Source organism: Methylocapsa acidiphila B2 (assembly GCF_000427445.1).
In the GTDB taxonomy this organism is placed as follows: domain Bacteria; phylum Pseudomonadota; class Alphaproteobacteria; order Rhizobiales; family Beijerinckiaceae; genus Methylocapsa; species Methylocapsa acidiphila.
This window is the reverse complement of the sequence record NZ_KE386496.1, coordinates 999,931-1,015,821: the sequence shown is the minus strand read 5'-3', so window position 1 is coordinate 1,015,821 and position 15,891 is coordinate 999,931. Positions and strand designations below refer to the sequence as shown.

The window sequence follows — 15,891 nt, the reverse complement described above, 5'->3', positions numbered from 1 at the left end:
TTCAGCTGGCGAGCGGGCAATTCAATCGATTTCACCGCGATAGTCTTATGCTGCGCAGTCGCCTCGGCTCCCGACTCGAAGACGGTCTCGTAATTTTCCTGAGCCTCGAGCAATTCCCGCGGATCTTTCGGCGACGGCGCGCCGGGCAAGGCGACGCCTTGCCGTTCAGCCGCCGGCAGCAACGCCCTGAGTCCCGCCTGGAGAAGCAGGCCTGTGTTGAAGACGGCGTCGCGCGAAGGCGCACGAACGACGGGATCGCTGGGGAACTGCCGATAAACACGCGCGGAGCCGCCTCCGCCGGAGACTTACTCGCTTTTCCTGAGGGCATGCTCAATTCCTCCACGCAAGGGAGGACGCCGAGCCTATTCGGCCGATTCGAATTGGGCGATAAACAATGTGCAAAGGTTGGCGTCGAGATGCAAGACCGAAAAGCGCGGAGGCCGCTGCGTGCTTCGGCTGCTGTTCCTACGGCTGCGAAATTCCCGCTTCCGCGCTGCAAATCGGAATTTAGGTTAACGAAAGTTCAACCATCAGGAGCAAACAAGCCGATTGCATTTTCTCCGCCGCGCGCTAACGTCGAACCGCCGAGCCGAGACGAAATCCGGCGGCGTGGAAGAGGCTCCTGCAAGAAGGTCTCAACCGAGCCCCCGCGCAGATCTGCGCAGGCGGCGAACTGACTATCGAATGCCCTGCGGAGTGCTCAGGTCCGCCGCATCTCCTGGGTCCGTAGGGTCGGCCGGCGCGCAAATGGAAGGAGTGGCCTCCTCGAAACGCCATTTGCCGCCGGCCGCCTTCGATGGAAACCGCGTTTTCGCTCGTCTCAGCCTAGAGCAGCGCATGAAACCCGGCCGTCAATCGCCCTTCGCGCTTGCTTTAGACCACCACGAGATCCGCTACATTCGCGAAGGCGGCGCGTTCCTGAATGAAGGCGAAGCGCGCGTCTGGGCGATTGCCCATCAAGCGCTCGACGGAGTCTGATGTGTCCTCCCGATCCGCCGGGAGCACGACGACCTGGAGAAGATTGCGCTTTTTGGAGTCCATCGTCGTTTCTTTGAGCTGTGCGGGAAGCATTTCGCCCAAGCCTTTGAATCGACTGATCTCGACCTTTCCCTTCCCAGTTAGAACTTTAGCGATCAGCTCGTCGCGATGGGCTTCGTCGCGGGCGTAAACCTGGCGCGCGCCTTGGGTCAGGCGATAGAGCGGCGGAACCGCCAGGTAGAGATGGCCGGCCTCGATGAGCTTCGGCATTTGGCGATAGAAGAAAGTGATGAGTAGGGACGCGATATGGGCGCCGTCCACATCGGCGTCGGTCATGACGATCACTTTCTCATAGCGAAGCTCGTCCTCCTTGTAATGCGAGCCGACGCCGCAGCCGAGCGCTTGGACGAGATCGGCGAGTTGCTGATTGGCGGCGAGCTTGTCCCGCGTGGCGCTGGCGACATTCAAGATCTTGCCGCGCAACGGCAGGATGGCCTGGCTCGCGCGGTCCCGCGCCTGTTTTGCCGAGCCGCCGGCGGAATCGCCTTCGACGATAAATATTTCAGAGCCTTGTGAGGCATTATTCGAGCAATCCGCGAGCTTTCCGGGCAGGCGGAGCTTCCGGCTTGCGCTCTTGCGGGCGACTTCCTTCTCGGCGCGGCGGCGGAGCCGTTCCTCGGCTCGGTCGACCGTCCAGTCGAGCAGCTTGGCGGCATGGGACGGCGACGCCGCCAACCAATGATCGAAGGCGTCGCGGATCGTGCTCTCGACGATCCGCGACGCCTCGCTGGACATCAGCCGGCCCTTGTTCTGGCCCTGGAATTCGGGCTCGCGCAGGAAGACAGAGACGAGGGCGGCGCAAGAGGCCATGACGTCTTCGCTCGCTATCGGTGCTGCGCGCTTCGACTGGCCGATCCGGTCGGCGTGATCCTTCAGGCCGCGCAGCAGAGCGGACCGGAGGCCTGCCTCATGCGCGCCGCCGTCGGGCGTCGGAATGGTGTTGCAGTAGGAATGAACGAAGCCGTCGTCGGCGGTGAGCCAGGCGAGCGCCCATTCCAGCGAGCCATGGCCGCCCGGCTTTTCGACCTTGCCCGAAAAGATCGGCTCGATGACGAGCTCCTTGCCGTCAATGTCTTGCGCGAGATAATCCTTGAGGCCGCCGGGAAAGCGGAAAACTGCCTCGGTCGGAGTCTCAGCGCCAGAGTCGAGCCATTCCGGCGCGCAATGCCAGCGGATCTCGACCCCGCCGAAGAGATAGGCCTTCGCGCGGGCCATTTTAAACAGGCGCGCCGGTTTGAAGCGCGCGCCTTTGCCGAAAATCTGCTCGTCTGGCTTGAAGCGCACGCGCGTGCCGCGCCGGTTCGGCGCCTTGCCGATCTGCTCCAGCTTGCTCTTGGGATGCCCGCGTTCGAACGTTTGGCGATAAAGAATCTGGCCGCGCGCGACCTCGACCTCAAGCTGTTCAGAGAGCGCATTGACGACAGAGACGCCGACGCCATGCAAGCCGCCGGAGGTTTGATAGGCGCCGGAGTCGAATTTGCCGCCGGCGTGCAGTGTCGTCATGATGACTTCGAGAGCAGATTTCTTGGGAAATTTCGGATGCGGATCGACCGGAATGCCGCGGCCATTGTCGGTCACCGCGAGAACGCCCGAAGCCTCGTAATGGACGTCGATAAAGGAGGCGTGGCCGGCGACGGCCTCGTCCATGGCGTTGTCGATAACTTCCGCGAAGAGATGATGAAGGGCGGTCTCGTCCGTCCCTCCGATATACATGCCGGGACGACGGCGAACCGGCTCAAGCCCTTCCAGAACCTCGATGGAGGCGGCTGTGTAGCCTGATTCTCCGGGTGTTCCCAACCGCGGCGGGGCGGACATGGGCTGGGTCGCCTCGCCTTTCGGGGATCCGCCGGCCTTGCCGTCGCGGCGGGCGGGGGGCTGCTTTCGCGCCGCATTTCCGAAAAGGTCGCCGCCGCCATTAGCCATGGGATCTCCCGCACCTGCCGATCGTCATATTTGGAATTATAGTCCAAGCATTGACGCGAAAGAAAGAACAAAACAAAAACATTAACAAGTTCAAAATTTCGGCAAGGGTCTGCCCCTTAATCGCTCTCTAGGTGTCCTGCGCGTGCCGGATTGAATTTGCGGCTTGCCGCGAGGCCGCTGAAGCGCCGGCTCGATGAACGATTCGCCTGCGCGGGTTCGAACGAGGTCCGTTCGAGTTCGGCCGTTTGCCTAAAGGAGAAAAGACGATCCCGGAAAATCCGGGATCGTCGAGGGCGAAGCCGCCGCGCGTCCGATGCGATCAGTAGGAATAATACATGTCGAACTCGACCGGATGGGGGGTCGTCTCGAAGCGCAGCACGTCCTGCATTTTCAGATCGATATAGCTGTCGATGAAATCATCGTCGAAGACGCCGCCGGCCTTGAGGAAGGCGCGGTCCTTGTCGAGATTGCTCAGCGCCTCGCGTAGCGAGCCGCAGACGGTCGGGATCTTCTTCAATTCCTTCGGCGGCAGATCATAGAGATCCTTGTCCATCGCCGCGCCCGGATCGATCTTGTTCAGGATGCCGTCGATGCCGGCGAGCAGCATAGCCGCGAAGGCGAGATAGGGATTGGCCGCCGGGTCGGGGAAGCGAACCTCGACGCGTTTCGCCTTGGGGTTGGTCGCGAAGGGAATGCGGCAGGAGGCCGACCGATTGCGCGCCGAATAGGCGAGCAGGACCGGCGCCTCATAGCCCGGCACGAGCCGCTTATAGGAATTGGTCGACGGATTGGTGAAAGCGTTCAGGGCGCGGGCGTGGCGGATGATGCCGCCGATATAGAAAAGGCATTCCTCGCTCAGATCCGCATATTTATTGCCGGCGAAGAGGGGCTTGCCGCCCTTCCAGAGCGATTGATGCACATGCATGCCCGAGCCATTGTCGCCGAAGATCGGCTTCGGCATGAAAGTCGCTGATTTGCCGTAGCTATGGGCGACCTGATGGATGGCGTATTTGTAGATCTGGAGATGGTCCGCCATGGTCGTGAGCGGCCCGAACTTCAGACCGAGCTCATGTTGGGCGGAGGCCACTTCATGATGGTGCTTCTCGACTTTGGCGCCCATTTGCGCCATGGCGGCGAGCATTTCGCCGCGCATGTCCTGCGCCGAATCCTGCGGCGGCACCGGGAAATAGCCGCCCTTCGTACGAATGCGATGGCCGAGATTGCCGCCCTCATAGGGCGTTCCCGTGTTCGACGGCAGCTCGGAGGAATCGAGGATGAAGCCCATATTGTAGGGGTCGGTATTGAAGCGGACGTCGTCGAAAACGAAAAATTCGGCTTCCGGCCCGAAATAGGCGGCGTCGGCGATGCCCGAGGAAGCGGCGAAGGCTTCAGCCTTCTTGGCGATGCCGCGCGGATCGCGGCTATAGGGCTCGCCGCTGGCCGGGTCGAGAATGTCGCAAACGATCACCAAGGTCGGCGCGGCGAAAAAGGGGTCGATGAACGCGGTCTTCGGATCGGGTAGAAGCGTCATGTCCGATTCATTGATCGCCTTCCAGCCGGCGATCGACGAACCGTCGAACATCACGCCTTCGGTAAACGTCTCGTCTTCGATCAGCGAAACGTCGAAAGTGACATGCTGCCACTTGCCGCGCGGGTCCGTGAAACGGAAATCGACATATTTGATATCATTGTCTTTGATCGACTTCAGCACATCTTTGGCGGTCGTCATTTCTGTCCCTCATGGTCTGAATGAACGTCGTGTCCGGTGGGAAGGCCTGTGGAAACGCAGAATTCGGCGGCGCCGCAACGTCAAATGGCGTCGCTTCCGGTTTCGCCAGTCCGAATTCGGATCGCGCCTTCTATATTTGAAATGAAGATTTTTCCATCCCCGATTCGGCCGGTCTGGGCGGCCTTCCGAATAGCGTCGGCGGCGGCGTCGACCAAGCTATCCGGGACGACGACCTCGATCTTAACCTTGGGCAGGAAATCGACGATATATTCTGCGCCGCGATAAAGCTCGGTATGGCCCTTCTGCCGGCCGAAGCCCTTCGCCTCGGTGACCGTGATGCCGGCCACTCCCGCTTCCTGCAGCGCCTCTTTCACTTCGTCGAGCTTGAATGGTTTGATGATCGCCTCGATTTTCTTCATCGGTTCTTTATTGCTTGGAACGGTCGCCGCTGATCCGGACGAGCCGAACGTGCAGAGAACCAGAAATTGAGCGCTTTTTCGGCTCTTAGCACTTGCTGAGCAAAACTGCCACGCAAAAGCAATAAAGTGGAAGGTTCTTTTCCGCCACCCATCGTCGACGCGAAAATTCCACAGGGCCGTGGCGTGTCATGACGTTTCCTCGCACGCGCCGAAAGGGGCGATTGACCAAGGTCCTCGAGTTCCGCCGTCGCCGGCGGGTCTCCGTGAGCGGCGAAGATCATTTTGCTTGCTCGGCGAAATATGCGCTGAAAAAAGCCCGTCCCGCGTCGATCGCGGAACGGGTTCAAAGGACCTACCAATGGAGCAGCTCAATTGTCGCGTTTTAGCGCGCGATCAGTCCACAGTTTCGAGAATCTCGCGAGAGACGCGCGCCGGCGCCGGTTCCGCAATCGTCTCCACGAGCGACACACCGACGCCCGAGCCGAGAAGCTGAAGCGAGATTTCCTTGCCATTCTCGAACTTGACCCCGTCGCGATAAGCGCCATGCTCGAGCCTTGCGAAGACGACGTGCTCGCTGGGCATAACGCTGAGACGGGTTTGCAAGTCGCTCGAAATTCCTTCGAGCTTGAGCTTAGTGTCATACTGAACACAGACCGCCGTCGTGCAATCGCCGGGGGCCGCAAGACCGATGCTTCCCGACGGGAAGCGGGTCGTGACATACTTCTCGGACTCGCGTGCAGGCCGAGAGGCATACATTTCAAGCGAATAGTCACACATGTGCGTCACTCCTAAGTCTCGAGGCGGATTTCTCCCTTTTTAAGCCGCATGGTCAGCCGAGAGCGTGCCATGGCCAAGCCCGGCTTCGAAGCTATGAAAAGGAGAATGGTCTCCCCCAAGGCGGGGGTCGGCGTGGAAGCCCCTCGGGGCCTGCTGGCTCGATCCTGAGAAAAACGCGCGTGGTCCGGCGTTGGATCAAGCTTCGTCCGACGATCGCCGAACGATCCACTTAGGCTGCGAACGCGTAAAAGCCAGAAAGGGTTCAAGGCGCTCGCGCTTAAAGATATGCTAGCGCAGCCTATTGTCGCGTCAAGCGATTTCCCCTCTGAGCGCACGGCTTTTTGAACGTCGACGGCATTGTCGCCTGTCGATAAATTTCATCCGTGAAGCAAAGCTCAATCGCCTATCGCGATCGGAAGATCGTCGCGGCCACCCCATTCGCTCCAGGAGCCGTCATAGAGCGCGACGCCGGTCTTGCCGATCGTCTCCAAGGCGAGCAGGAGGACCGCGGCCGTTACGCCGGAGCCGCAGGTCGTGATGATGGGACGCGTGAGGTCGACGCCGGCCGCGACGAAGGCCGCTTTGACCTCGTCCGCGGGCTTGATCGCGCCGTCCGCCGCGATTTCGCGCCAGGGCAGATTGCGGCTGCCGGGGATATGGCCCGAGCGCAAGCCGGCTCTCGGCTCGGGGACTGCGCCTTTGAAGCGCGCCGCTGCGCGCGCGTCGACGATTTGCGCTGAGCCGCTTTCGCTGGCCGCTTTCACTTTTGCGGCGTCGAGGACCGCCACGGCGTCCAGATGCGCCGCGAAAGCGCGAGGCGCGCGAGAGGGCGCGCCGGTTTCGAGCGGCCGTCCCTCCGCCCGCCATTGCGGCAAGCCGCCGGACAGGAGCTTCACGTCCCTCGCGCCAAAGACGCGTAGAGTCCACCAGACGCGCGCCGCCCCGGGAAGGCCCGTGGCGTCATAGACGACAAAGCGCTGGTCGTTGCCGAGGCCAAGGGCCTCCATCGCGGCGGCGAAGACGTCGACGCTCGGCAACATGTGGGGAAGCGCCGTCGAATGATCGGCGATCTCGTCAATGTCGAAGAAGACCGCGCCGGGAATATGCCCGGCGAGATATTCGCGCCGCGCATCGCGATTTTCGTCGGGCATGAAGAAGGTGCCGTCGACGATCGCGAGATCCGGCGCGTCTAAATTCTCGGCGAGCCAAGCCGTCGAAACAAAAAGCGAATTGCCAGCGCTTGCGCTCATTTCGGTGGTCCTTGCGTCAAAGAAACTCCGGCCTCGCGATCTGCGGCTGGAGCTAGCGCCAAAGAAACGGCGACATGTTTCATATCTGCTCGGCGCGTGTAAAGGCGCGACGGCCGGTTCGCGAGCGCATCTGTCTCTGCCTTCTGAGCGATTGCCGGCGCCGCGGTCTATGGCGCGGGGCGTCCGAGCGCGCTCCAAGCGCGCAGGACGTTCTGGACCCAATCCATCTGCGGCGCGACGAGGGCGGCTTGGGTCAAGGCCCCGCATAAATGGCCGCGGTCGCCTTTGGCCCAGACCGCGACCGCGACAAGGAGCGGAGCGTCTTTCGTGAAGACGGGCGCGCCGGAATCTCCGGTGCAGCCGCCGAGGCCGGCGCGGTTCGGATCCGTCAGCCAGAGCAGGATGGCGGATCGCGGCTCGCTCGCCACAAGCACGCCCTGCCTTAGGACCCCGCCGGTCCCGCCGGCATTTTCCGACGCCACCCCGAAACCCGCGATGCGGAAAGATTGGCCGACAGCGGCCTTCGCCGATTTCGAAAGCTCGACTGGGGCGAAAGACGTGGGAAGCGGCTCGGCGAGACGCAAAAGCGCGAGATCGATCGAGACGAGTCGTCGCTTGATGGCGTCTGGCCGATAGCCTGGATTTATGGCGACCGAAGCGACCTCCAGCATTATTGGTCGGCTGTCCGCGCCAGCCAAATAAATCCGCGTGTCATCAGGAGTCGACACGCAATGGGCGGCGGTTAAAACGACGTCTTGCGCAATGACGCTTCCGGTGCAAAAGCTCGCGCTCGTCCCATTGCGGTTCAGCACGACCACGACATAAGGCGCGAGATCGGTCGATTCGCGCGCGGGTCCGACCAGCGCGGCGGCAGATGTCGGCAGCAGCCAAAGCAGCAGCCCAACCAGACCTAGCGGCGCGGCGCAAAGGCGTTCCGTCCATTGAAAATGTGCCTTCATGTGGACATTATTCATTCCGCATTCATTTGCGCGGCGCCAGCCTCGATTGATGAACATCCTCATTCTGCTCCTCGTCGCGGCCGGCGCCGGCTTCGCCTCCGGAGCGGAGCCTGCACAGCCGCGCCTATGTTATTCGACCGCCGAGACTCGCGACAAGATCGTGGCGCTCGGGCTGTCGGAGCCTTTTCATCTGATGCGGAGCGTCGCGGCGAAGATGCAAGCTGAAGCGATCGGGGCGAAGCTTTGTCGGTGGAGCGAGGATTTCGTCTATGAAATCAGCTTGCTGCGCCATGATGGACGAGTCCTTCATATTTCCATTGACGCGAAGACCGGCAAGGTCGTCGGTTCTAAAAGTGAAGACTGAGCGTCCTTAACTCAAGCTAGGGTCGAAATATTGCGCCTGCTCGTGGTAGAGGACGATAAGGATCTCAATCGGCAGATCGTCGCCGCGCTGGAGCTTGCGGGCTATGCTGTCGACCGCGCCTTCGACGGCGAGGAAGGCGGGTTCCTGGGCGACACCGAACCTTACGACGCGGTCGTGCTCGATCTCGGCCTGCCGAAAAAGGACGGCATTTCCGTCCTCTCCGACTGGCGCAAAGCCGGCCGCATCATGCCGGTCCTAATCCTGACCGCACGCGACCGTTGGGGCGACAAGGTCCAGGGTTTCGACGCCGGCGCCGACGACTATGTCGCCAAGCCTTTTCACATGGAGGAGATCCTGGCGCGGCTCCGGGCGCTCTTGCGGAGGGCCGCCGGCCACGCCAGCAACGAGTTTAGCTGCGGCGGCGTGAGCCTTGACGCCCGCGCCGGCCGGGTTTCGGTCGAGGGCAACGCGATCAAGCTCACCTCGCATGAATATCGGCTGCTGTCCTATCTGATGCATCACGCCGGGCGAGTCGTGTCGCGCGGCGAGATCGTCGAGCATCTCTACGATCAGGACTTCGACCGCGATTCCAATACGATCGAGGTTTTTGTCGCGCGATTGCGAAAAAAGATCGGCGTCGACATCATCCAGACCGTGCGCGGGCTCGGCTATCTTCTCGCCGCGCCCGAGACGAAGGACGGGGAGGCGAAAGACCGGGCCGGCAAGAGCTAAACGGCGAAATGGCGGCGTCGATTGCGCGGCGAGACGCGCGGACGCATCCCTGTTACGCGTCGTCCCGTCCAGTGACGAGCGCACCGAGAAGCGTTCCGCTTGCACAAGCCCAGACACGAAGACGACATGCAAACAGCGAAAGAGCCTGGCGCAAACATGGACGGGGACGCCGTCGGCGCGAGCCCGAAACGGCCGGGCTTGAGAATATCTAGGGACTCTATCGCGAAGCGGCTCTTCTTCTCGGCTACGGTCCTGAGCTTCGTCATTCTGCTCGTCTCCGGGCTCGCCCTTACGACGATTTATAAGCGGGGCGCTGAGGATAATTTCGACGAAAGGCTTGGAGTCTATTTGCGCGCGCTCGTGGCCGAGATCGCGACGCCCGGCGAGGCCGTCCGCCTCGACCCCGACGAACTTAGCGATCCCCAGTTCGAGCTGGCCCTGTCGGGTTGGTACTGGCAGATCACCCGATTGGACAGCGAAAAGCCGCTGATCAGGGGCTCGCGCTCGCTCTTCGCCGCGAAGCTGCCGCGTCTCTCCGAGCAAGGCGTCGAGGCGGGCCTCGGCGGCGCGAGGCGCGGCTATGTCAAGGGTCCCGACGATCGCCCGCTGCGCATGCTCGAGCGGGTGATCGACGCTGGCGACGACGGAATTTTTCTGGTCCAAGTGGCGGCGACGACAAAGGACCTCGACGCCCAAATCGCGCGCTTCGAGCTCGATCTCGTCGTCGCCTTCAGCCTGCTGGCGCTCGCGCTCATCGGCTCCTCGATCATCCAGCTCCGCTACGGCTTGCGGCCGTTGCGCCGGTTGCGAAGGGCCGTCGTGGCGATCCGGCGCGGTCAGAGGGAAATGATCGAAGGGGATTTTCCGCGCGACATCGCGCCGCTCGCAGGCGAGCTCAATCTTCTCATCGCCGCGAACCGCGAGGTCGTCGAGCGGGCCCGCACTCAGGTCGGCAATCTCGCTCACGCCCTGAAGACGCCGCTGAGCGTTATTATGAACGAGGCCGCGGTCGATCAGGGAACGCTTGCGAGCAAGGTCGAGGAGCAGGCCTTGATCATGCGCGATCAGGTCTCCTATTACCTCGATCGCGCGCGAGCCGCCGTGCGCGCCGGGACATTGACGGGCGCGACCGAGGTGGCGCCGGTGGTCGAAGCGCTTCTTCGAACCTTCGAGAAAATCTACGCGGCGCGGGCCATAGTTTTCTCGGCGACGACGGAGCGTTCCATCCGCTTCCTCGGCGAGCGCCAGGATCTCGAGGAAATGATCGGCAATCTTGTTGACAACGCCGGCAAATGGGCGGCGCGCGAGATCACGATCAGCGTCGTCGCGGAGCCTGTTACGGACGTCGCCGGGCGAACGTTCTTCCGCGTGACCATCGACGATGACGGGCCGGGGCTCGCAAAGGAGCAACGCGAGGCGGCGTTGCGGCGGGGAAGCCGGCTCGACGAAACGAAGCCGGGCTCCGGCCTCGGCCTCTCGATCGTCGTCGATCTCGCCTCCATGTATGGCGGCGCCCTGGAACTCGGCTCCAATCCGACGGGGGGGCTGAGGGCGGAGCTGAGGCTGCCTTTGGCGGAAGCCGCAGCCGAGCGGAGCTGAGCGCAAAAATATTTTCTTTTTTCCGCGGCCGGAGGCTGGTTTTTCGCCGAGTCGAGGCTTGCCCATGGCGTCTCCGAAGTTCGGCGGTCGACGTAGCTGAAAGGCCTTTGCAAGGCGCCGGGCAATCACTATTAAGGGCCTCATGCTATGGCTAATTTTTGCGCTCCTGACCGGATCAGCGGCCCTCAGCATCCTGTGGCCGCTGATCAAGACGCCTCGCGGCTTGTCGCAGGGCGCGACCGAGGTCGCGCTTTATAAGGCGCAGATTGCGGAAATCGACCGTGACGCCGCGCAGGGCCTGATCGCCGCCGATGACGTGGAGTCTGTGAAAGCTGACGCCGCCCGCCGCCTGATGGCGACCGAAACGCCCGCTAGGACGCCGCCCAAGGGGCGCGGCTCCATCGGGCGTTTCGCCGTGCCGGCGGCCGCCTTCGCCGCGCCTGCCTTGGCGATCGGCCTCTATTGGATGATCGGCAGCCCGACTTTGCCCGATCTTCCGCTCGAGGCGCGTCGCGCCGCTTCGCCTGAGCGAAACGAATTGATGGCGGCGGTCGCCAAGATCGAAGCGCATTTGGCGCAGCATCCTGACGATGGGCGCGCCTATGAGGTGCTGGCGCCGGTCTATCTCAGCATGGGCCGAGCGTCTGAGGCCGTTCGCGCCTATTCGGAGTCGCTTCGTCTCCTCGGCGAGACGCCGGAGAGGCTCGCCGCTTATGGCGAAGCGCGGGTCTTCGCCGCAAATGGCGCCGTCGATAGTGAGGCGCGCCAGGCTTTCGAGACGGCCTCCGCGAAAATGCCCTCGCTCGCCAAGCCGCGCTTTTTTCTCGGACTCGCCGCCGAGCAGGACGGCGACGCAGCGAGCGCGCGGCGAATCTGGAGCGCGCTTCTGGCCGAAGCGCCCGCCGACGCGCCCTGGGCGCGGGTGTTGCGCGAGCGTGTCGCGGCGCTTCCGGACGGCGCGTCCCCCGCCGGAGCAGACGCCGAGACGCAGGCGGGACCACGAGCTTCGCCGGGATTGGCCGCAAAAATCGAGGCCATGCCCGAGACGGAGCGGGCAGGGGCCATTCGGGGAATGGTGGAGCGTCTCGCGACGCGCCTCGCTCAAAATGGTCAAGACCTCGATGGTTGGCTGCGGCTCGTGCGCGCCTATGCGGTCTTGAACGAATCGGACAAGGCGCGCGCCGCCGTCAGCGACGCCAAGCGCAACCTAGCCGCCGATGAAACTGCGATCGGGCGGATCGACGCGCTTGCGCGCGAGCTCGGTCTTGAAGGCTGAAAAACATGACCCGTAAGCAACGCCGTTTCGTCCTGATCGCGGTCGCGGGCTGCGCCCTCGGTCTCGCCGTCGCGCTTGTGCTGGTTGGGTTACGCGACAATATCGTCTTTTTCTATGGACCGAGCGAGTTGGCGCAAAAGCAGCCCTCGCCAGGGACGAGGCTTCGCATAGGCGGCCTCGTCAAGGAGCGCTCGCTCCATCGCGAGGACGGCGGGACGGCGCGTTTCGCGGTCACCGACACCAAGCAGGAGGTCGAGGTCCTCTATGCGGGCCAATTGCCCGATCTCTTTCGCGAAGGGCAGGGCGTCGTCGCCGAGGGAAGCTTCGGCAAGGACAAGCTGTTTCACGCCGACAGCGTTCTCGCCAAGCATGACGAGCGCTATATGCCGCGCGACGTGGCCGACGCGTTGAAGAAGCAGGGCGTTTGGAAGGAGGAGGCGCAGGACGCCGCCTCCAGTCGCGCTGTTCCAGCCGAGACGTCGCATGAGTGACGCGCAGCAAGCGAGAAACAGATGATCGTGGAAACTGGCCATTACGCGCTCGTCCTGGCCTTGGCGCTGGCGCTCGTCAATTCGATCCTGCCCGCATGGGGCGCGGCGAGCGGAGACCGCCGCCTCATGGCGGTGGCGCCCTCGGCGTCGATCGCTATTTTCGGCCTTATCGGCTACGCCTTTTTCGCCTTGACCTACGCCCATGTGGTTTCGGATTTTTCGCTCGTCAATGTCGTCGAGAATTCCCATTCCGCGAAGCCCTTGATCTACAAAATCTCCGGCGTCTGGGGCAATCATGAAGGCTCGATGCTTTTATGGGTCCTGGTGCTGTCCCTCTTCGGCGCTGCGGTCGCTCTGTTTTCAGGCTCCATGCCACAGGACCTTCGGGCGAATGTGCTCGCCGTCCAGTCCTGGATCGGAAGCGCTTTTCTTCTGTTCATCCTGCTGACGTCCAATCCGTTCGCGCGGCTCGGCGCGCCGCCGCTGGAAGGCAATGACCTCAATCCTTTGTTGCAGGATCCGGGGCTCGCCATTCATCCGCCGCTCCTCTATCTCGGCTATGTCGGGCTTTCGATCACCTATTCCTTCGCGGCGGCGGCGCTCATCACCGGGCGCATCGACGCGGTGTTCGCCCGTTTCGTGCGGCCTTGGACTCTCGTCGCCTGGATCTGCCTCACGCTCGGCATCGCGATGGGCTCCTATTGGGCCTATTACACCTTGGGCTGGGGCGGCTTCTGGTTCTGGGATCCGGTCGAGAACGCCTCTTTGATGCCTTGGCTCGCGGCGACCGCGCTGCTGCATTGCGCGGCTGTGATGGAAAAACGCGAGGCCTTGAAGATCTGGACGATCTTTCTCGCTATTCTCGCTTTCTCCCTGTCGCTGCTCGGCACTTTCCTTGTCCGTTCCGGCGTCCTGACCTCCGTCCACGCCTTCGCCAGCGATCCGACGCGCGGCGTCTTCATCCTGGCCATTCTCGTGACCTTCATTGGCGGCTCGCTCGCGCTCTTCGCCTTGCGCGCAGGCGGGCTGAAGCAGGGTGGCCTTTTTGCCCCGATTTCGCGCGAAGGCGCTTTGGTGATCAATAATCTCCTATTGACCACCTGTTGCGCGACGGTCCTCGTCGGCACGCTCTATCCGCTGGCGCTCGAGGCCTTGACCGGCGACAAGATTTCGGTCGGCGCCCCTTTCTTCAACATGACCTTCGCGCCTTTGTTCGTTCCGCTTTTCGTGTTGATGCCGATCGGCCAGAATCTCGCTTGGAAACGCGGCGACCTCATCGGGGCGGCGCAACGCGTCGCCGTCGCGTTCGGCGCGGGCGTTGTTTGCGCGCTTGCGATAGCCGCATGGCGAGGCGGCCCGGTGGTCAGCGTCCTTTTGTCCGGGCTCGCGGTCTATGTGATCGTCGGCTCTTTCGCGGATCTCGGCCGGCGGGTTTTCGCGAGCAGCGCCAACGTCGGAACCGTCGTCTCCCGCGCGCTTGGCGTGCCGCGGCAGGCGCTCGGGACGGCTTTCGCCCATGCCGGGCTCGGCGTGACTTTGCTCGGCCTCGCGGCGACCGGCTGGGGCGCGGAGAAGATCCTCGTGATGAAGCCCGGCGGTCGCGTCGCGATCGGCGCCTATGAACTGGCGCTCGATAGTCTCTTTTCCCGCGCGGGCCCGAATTATACCGAGATCGTCGGCAAGACGATTGTAAGCGCGGACGGACGGGTGAAGGCCGTGATCGAGCCGGCCACGCGTTTTTATCCCGCGCGACGCATGAGCCGGACGGATGCGGGGATCGCGACGCTGGGCCTCGGCCAGGTCTATGTGAGCATCGCAGACCCCGGAGAGAATGGCGCGGTCAGCGCCCGCATCTTTTGGAAGCCGCTTGTCGCCCTCATCTGGATCGGCGCTTTGATCATGGCCTTCGGCGGCGGGCTCTCTTTGAGCGATAGAAGCTTCAGGATTGGCGTCGCCCGCCGCGCCCGCAAGGTAGCGGCGCTGCCGCAACCGGCGGAATGACGATGTCTTCGCTGAGGGCCATCGTCGCGCTTCTGTTCATGCTCGCGCCGCTGGCGGCGATGGCGGTCGAGCCCGACGAGATCATGAGCGACGCCAGGCTCGAGGCGCGGGCGCGGGCGCTGTCGGCTGAATTGCGCTGCATGGTCTGCCAAAACGAGTCGATCGACGAGTCTCACGCCGAACTCGCCCGTGACTTGCGCCTGCTGGTGCGCGAGCGCCTCCAGGCCGGCGACAGCGACGCGCAGATCCGCGCCTTTCTGGTCCAACGCTATGGCGATTTCATTCTGCTGAAGCCGCCTTTCAAGCTTTCGACCTGGCTTTTGTGGGGAGGGCCTTTTCTGGCGTTTCTCGGCGGCGCTGCGGCCATTGTCTTTTTCGCCCGGAGGCGGCCGAGCCTTCCATCTTCCGTTCCATTGAGCGCGCGCGAGCGCGCAAGGCTCGAGAGCTTGCTCGCCGACGAGGATCGCCCGCTCGATCCGCGCTAAAGCTATCGCGCGCTCCGATCGAAAGTTGATCGACCTTTTCGGAAAATGCTCTAGCGCATTGAGTTTGGCAGGGCTGCGAGCGCCTCGCGCCCGGTCACGACATAGTCCTTAGGCCAGGTCCAGAAATGAGCTTGTCCCGCGATCGCATCGGCGAGCCGGCGCCGATAGGCCTCCTTTGGAATCTCGACGGCGCCGAGAGAGGCCAGATGCGGCGTGATGAATTGGGTGTCGAGGAGGCGGAAGCCGCCCTGCGCCAGCCGCGCCGCGAGATGGATCAACGCGACCTTGGAGGCGTCCGTCTTGCGATGAAACATGCTCTCGCCGAAAAAAGCGGCGCCGAGGCGAACGCCATAGAGGCCGCCGGCGAGCTCGCCTTCGCTCCAGGCTTCGACCGTGTGAACATGGCCCATGTCGAAAAGCTGGCGATAAAGTGATTTGATCCGCGCGTTGATCCAGGTTTTGTCGCGGTCCTCGTTCGCCCGCGCGCAAGCCTCGATGACTGCGTCGAAATCGTGATCGACCCTGATCTCGAAACGGTCGGACCTGATGGCCTTGGCCAAGCTTCTCGACACGATCATTCCGTCGAGGGGGAACACGCCGCGAAACTCGGGATCGACCCAGAAGAGATTGGGATCGTCCGCGCTTTCGGCCATGGGAAAAAGGCCGATCGAATAGGCGCGAAGAAGAATGTCGCAGGTGATCTCGAAGCTATCGCGCGCGCGGCTCATGAGCGGAATCTGATCTCCGCGCCGCAACGCGTCAACCCCGCGCAGGGGCTCGAGCGCCATATAGGCGCCGCCTTTTCCTGTGTGAGATCCGCCCGAAGACGTCTCGCGTAGGCTCAAGAG

General features: G+C 62.9%; 14 protein-coding genes. 7 read left to right on the top strand and 7 right to left on the bottom strand.

Features of this window, described 5'->3' with window-relative positions:
- Positions 1-873: 873 nt before the first annotated feature.
- The 6 genes from parE to METAC_RS22610 all read right to left on the bottom strand — a co-directional run bounded on the left by parE (position 874) and on the right by METAC_RS22610 (position 8,095).
- The gene (parE, locus tag METAC_RS0106475; protein WP_026606402.1) at positions 874-2,961 is read right to left on the bottom strand and encodes a DNA topoisomerase IV subunit B; all 2,088 of its coding nucleotides are present in this window, start codon (positions 2,959-2,961) and stop codon (positions 874-876) included.
- A gap of 319 nt (positions 2,962-3,280) precedes the next feature.
- On the bottom strand, positions 3,281-4,690 hold the full coding sequence (gene glnA / locus METAC_RS0106470) for a type I glutamate--ammonia ligase (protein WP_026606401.1): 1,410 nt from the start codon (positions 4,688-4,690) through the stop codon (positions 3,281-3,283).
- Positions 4,691-4,770: 80 nt separating this feature from the next.
- A complete protein-coding gene (locus tag METAC_RS0106465; RefSeq protein WP_026606400.1) occupies positions 4,771-5,109 on the bottom strand; it encodes a P-II family nitrogen regulator in 339 nt (112 codons plus the stop codon).
- Between the two features lie 393 nt (positions 5,110-5,502).
- Entirely contained in the window at positions 5,503-5,886 is a 384-nt protein-coding gene (locus tag METAC_RS0106455) for a hypothetical protein (protein ID WP_026606398.1), read from the bottom strand.
- Between the two features lie 395 nt (positions 5,887-6,281).
- Positions 6,282-7,136 (bottom strand): 3-mercaptopyruvate sulfurtransferase, encoded by an 855-nt coding sequence (gene sseA, locus METAC_RS0106445; protein ID WP_026606397.1) that lies wholly within the window; start codon positions 7,134-7,136, stop codon positions 6,282-6,284.
- Positions 7,137-7,303: 167 nt separating this feature from the next.
- On the bottom strand, positions 7,304-8,095 hold the full coding sequence (locus tag METAC_RS22610; RefSeq protein ID WP_198017175.1) for a S1 family peptidase: 792 nt from the start codon (positions 8,093-8,095) through the stop codon (positions 7,304-7,306).
- A gap of 49 nt (positions 8,096-8,144) precedes the next feature.
- Here METAC_RS22610 and METAC_RS0106435 point away from each other — a divergent pair, with 49 nt between their 5' ends.
- From METAC_RS0106435 to METAC_RS0106405, 7 genes are all read left to right on the top strand, one after another.
- Positions 8,145-8,459, top strand: coding sequence for a PepSY domain-containing protein (locus METAC_RS0106435; RefSeq protein ID WP_036255348.1), 315 nt, complete (start codon positions 8,145-8,147; stop codon positions 8,457-8,459).
- 30 nt (positions 8,460-8,489) lie between these two features.
- Positions 8,490-9,191, top strand: a complete 702-nt coding sequence (locus METAC_RS0106430; protein ID WP_026606395.1) for a response regulator transcription factor — start codon at positions 8,490-8,492, stop codon at positions 9,189-9,191.
- 156 nt (positions 9,192-9,347) lie between these two features.
- On the top strand, positions 9,348-10,790 hold the full coding sequence (locus METAC_RS0106425; RefSeq protein WP_051335793.1) for an ATP-binding protein: 1,443 nt from the start codon (positions 9,348-9,350) through the stop codon (positions 10,788-10,790).
- 142 nt (positions 10,791-10,932) lie between these two features.
- Positions 10,933-12,066, top strand: a complete 1,134-nt coding sequence (ccmI, locus tag METAC_RS0106420) for a c-type cytochrome biogenesis protein CcmI (protein WP_026606393.1) — start codon at positions 10,933-10,935, stop codon at positions 12,064-12,066.
- A 5-nt stretch (positions 12,067-12,071) separates the two neighbouring features.
- Positions 12,072-12,557 carry a cytochrome c maturation protein CcmE gene (gene ccmE / locus METAC_RS0106415; RefSeq protein ID WP_026606392.1) on the top strand — a complete coding sequence of 162 codons (486 nt, stop codon included), beginning with the start codon at positions 12,072-12,074 and terminating at the stop codon, positions 12,555-12,557.
- A 21-nt stretch (positions 12,558-12,578) separates the two neighbouring features.
- Entirely contained in the window at positions 12,579-14,558 is a 1,980-nt protein-coding gene (locus METAC_RS0106410; protein WP_026606391.1) for a heme lyase CcmF/NrfE family subunit, read from the top strand.
- A gap of 2 nt (positions 14,559-14,560) precedes the next feature.
- Positions 14,561-15,043: a cytochrome c-type biogenesis protein gene (locus tag METAC_RS0106405; RefSeq protein ID WP_036255346.1), complete on the top strand. Its 483-nt coding sequence runs from the start codon at positions 14,561-14,563 to the stop codon at positions 15,041-15,043.
- Between the two features lie 50 nt (positions 15,044-15,093).
- Here the strand turns inward: METAC_RS0106405 and aat are convergent, their stop codons facing one another.
- Positions 15,094-15,771 (bottom strand): leucyl/phenylalanyl-tRNA--protein transferase, encoded by a 678-nt coding sequence (gene aat / locus METAC_RS0106400; RefSeq protein WP_026606389.1) that lies wholly within the window; start codon positions 15,769-15,771, stop codon positions 15,094-15,096.
- Positions 15,772-15,891 lie beyond the last annotated feature (120 nt).

Bases quoted from the DNA above. Each gene is read 5' to 3' on its own strand.
- METAC_RS0106465 (WP_026606400.1), bottom strand. From the start codon at position 5,109: ATGAAGAAAATCGAGGCGATCATCAAACCATTCAAGCTCGACGAAGTG.
- parE (WP_026606402.1), bottom strand. From the start codon at position 2,961: ATGGCTAATGGCGGCGGCGACCTTTTCGGAAATGCGGCGCGAAAGCAG.
- METAC_RS0106405 (WP_036255346.1), top strand. From the start codon at position 14,561: ATGTCTTCGCTGAGGGCCATCGTCGCGCTTCTGTTCATGCTCGCGCCG.
- METAC_RS22610 (WP_198017175.1), bottom strand. From the start codon at position 8,095: ATGAAGGCACATTTTCAATGGACGGAACGCCTTTGCGCCGCGCCGCTA.
- sseA (WP_026606397.1), bottom strand. From the start codon at position 7,136: ATGAGCGCAAGCGCTGGCAATTCGCTTTTTGTTTCGACGGCTTGGCTC.
- METAC_RS0106435 (WP_036255348.1), top strand. From the start codon at position 8,145: ATGAACATCCTCATTCTGCTCCTCGTCGCGGCCGGCGCCGGCTTCGCC.
- METAC_RS0106455 (WP_026606398.1), bottom strand. From the start codon at position 5,886: ATGTGTGACTATTCGCTTGAAATGTATGCCTCTCGGCCTGCACGCGAG.
- METAC_RS0106425 (WP_051335793.1), top strand. From the start codon at position 9,348: ATGGACGGGGACGCCGTCGGCGCGAGCCCGAAACGGCCGGGCTTGAGA.
- ccmI (WP_026606393.1), top strand. From the start codon at position 10,933: ATGCTATGGCTAATTTTTGCGCTCCTGACCGGATCAGCGGCCCTCAGC.
- aat (WP_026606389.1), bottom strand. From the start codon at position 15,771: ATGAGCCGCGCGCGCGATAGCTTCGAGATCACCTGCGACATTCTTCTT.
- METAC_RS0106410 (WP_026606391.1), top strand. From the start codon at position 12,579: ATGATCGTGGAAACTGGCCATTACGCGCTCGTCCTGGCCTTGGCGCTG.
- ccmE (WP_026606392.1), top strand. From the start codon at position 12,072: ATGACCCGTAAGCAACGCCGTTTCGTCCTGATCGCGGTCGCGGGCTGC.
- glnA (WP_026606401.1), bottom strand. From the start codon at position 4,690: ATGACGACCGCCAAAGATGTGCTGAAGTCGATCAAAGACAATGATATC.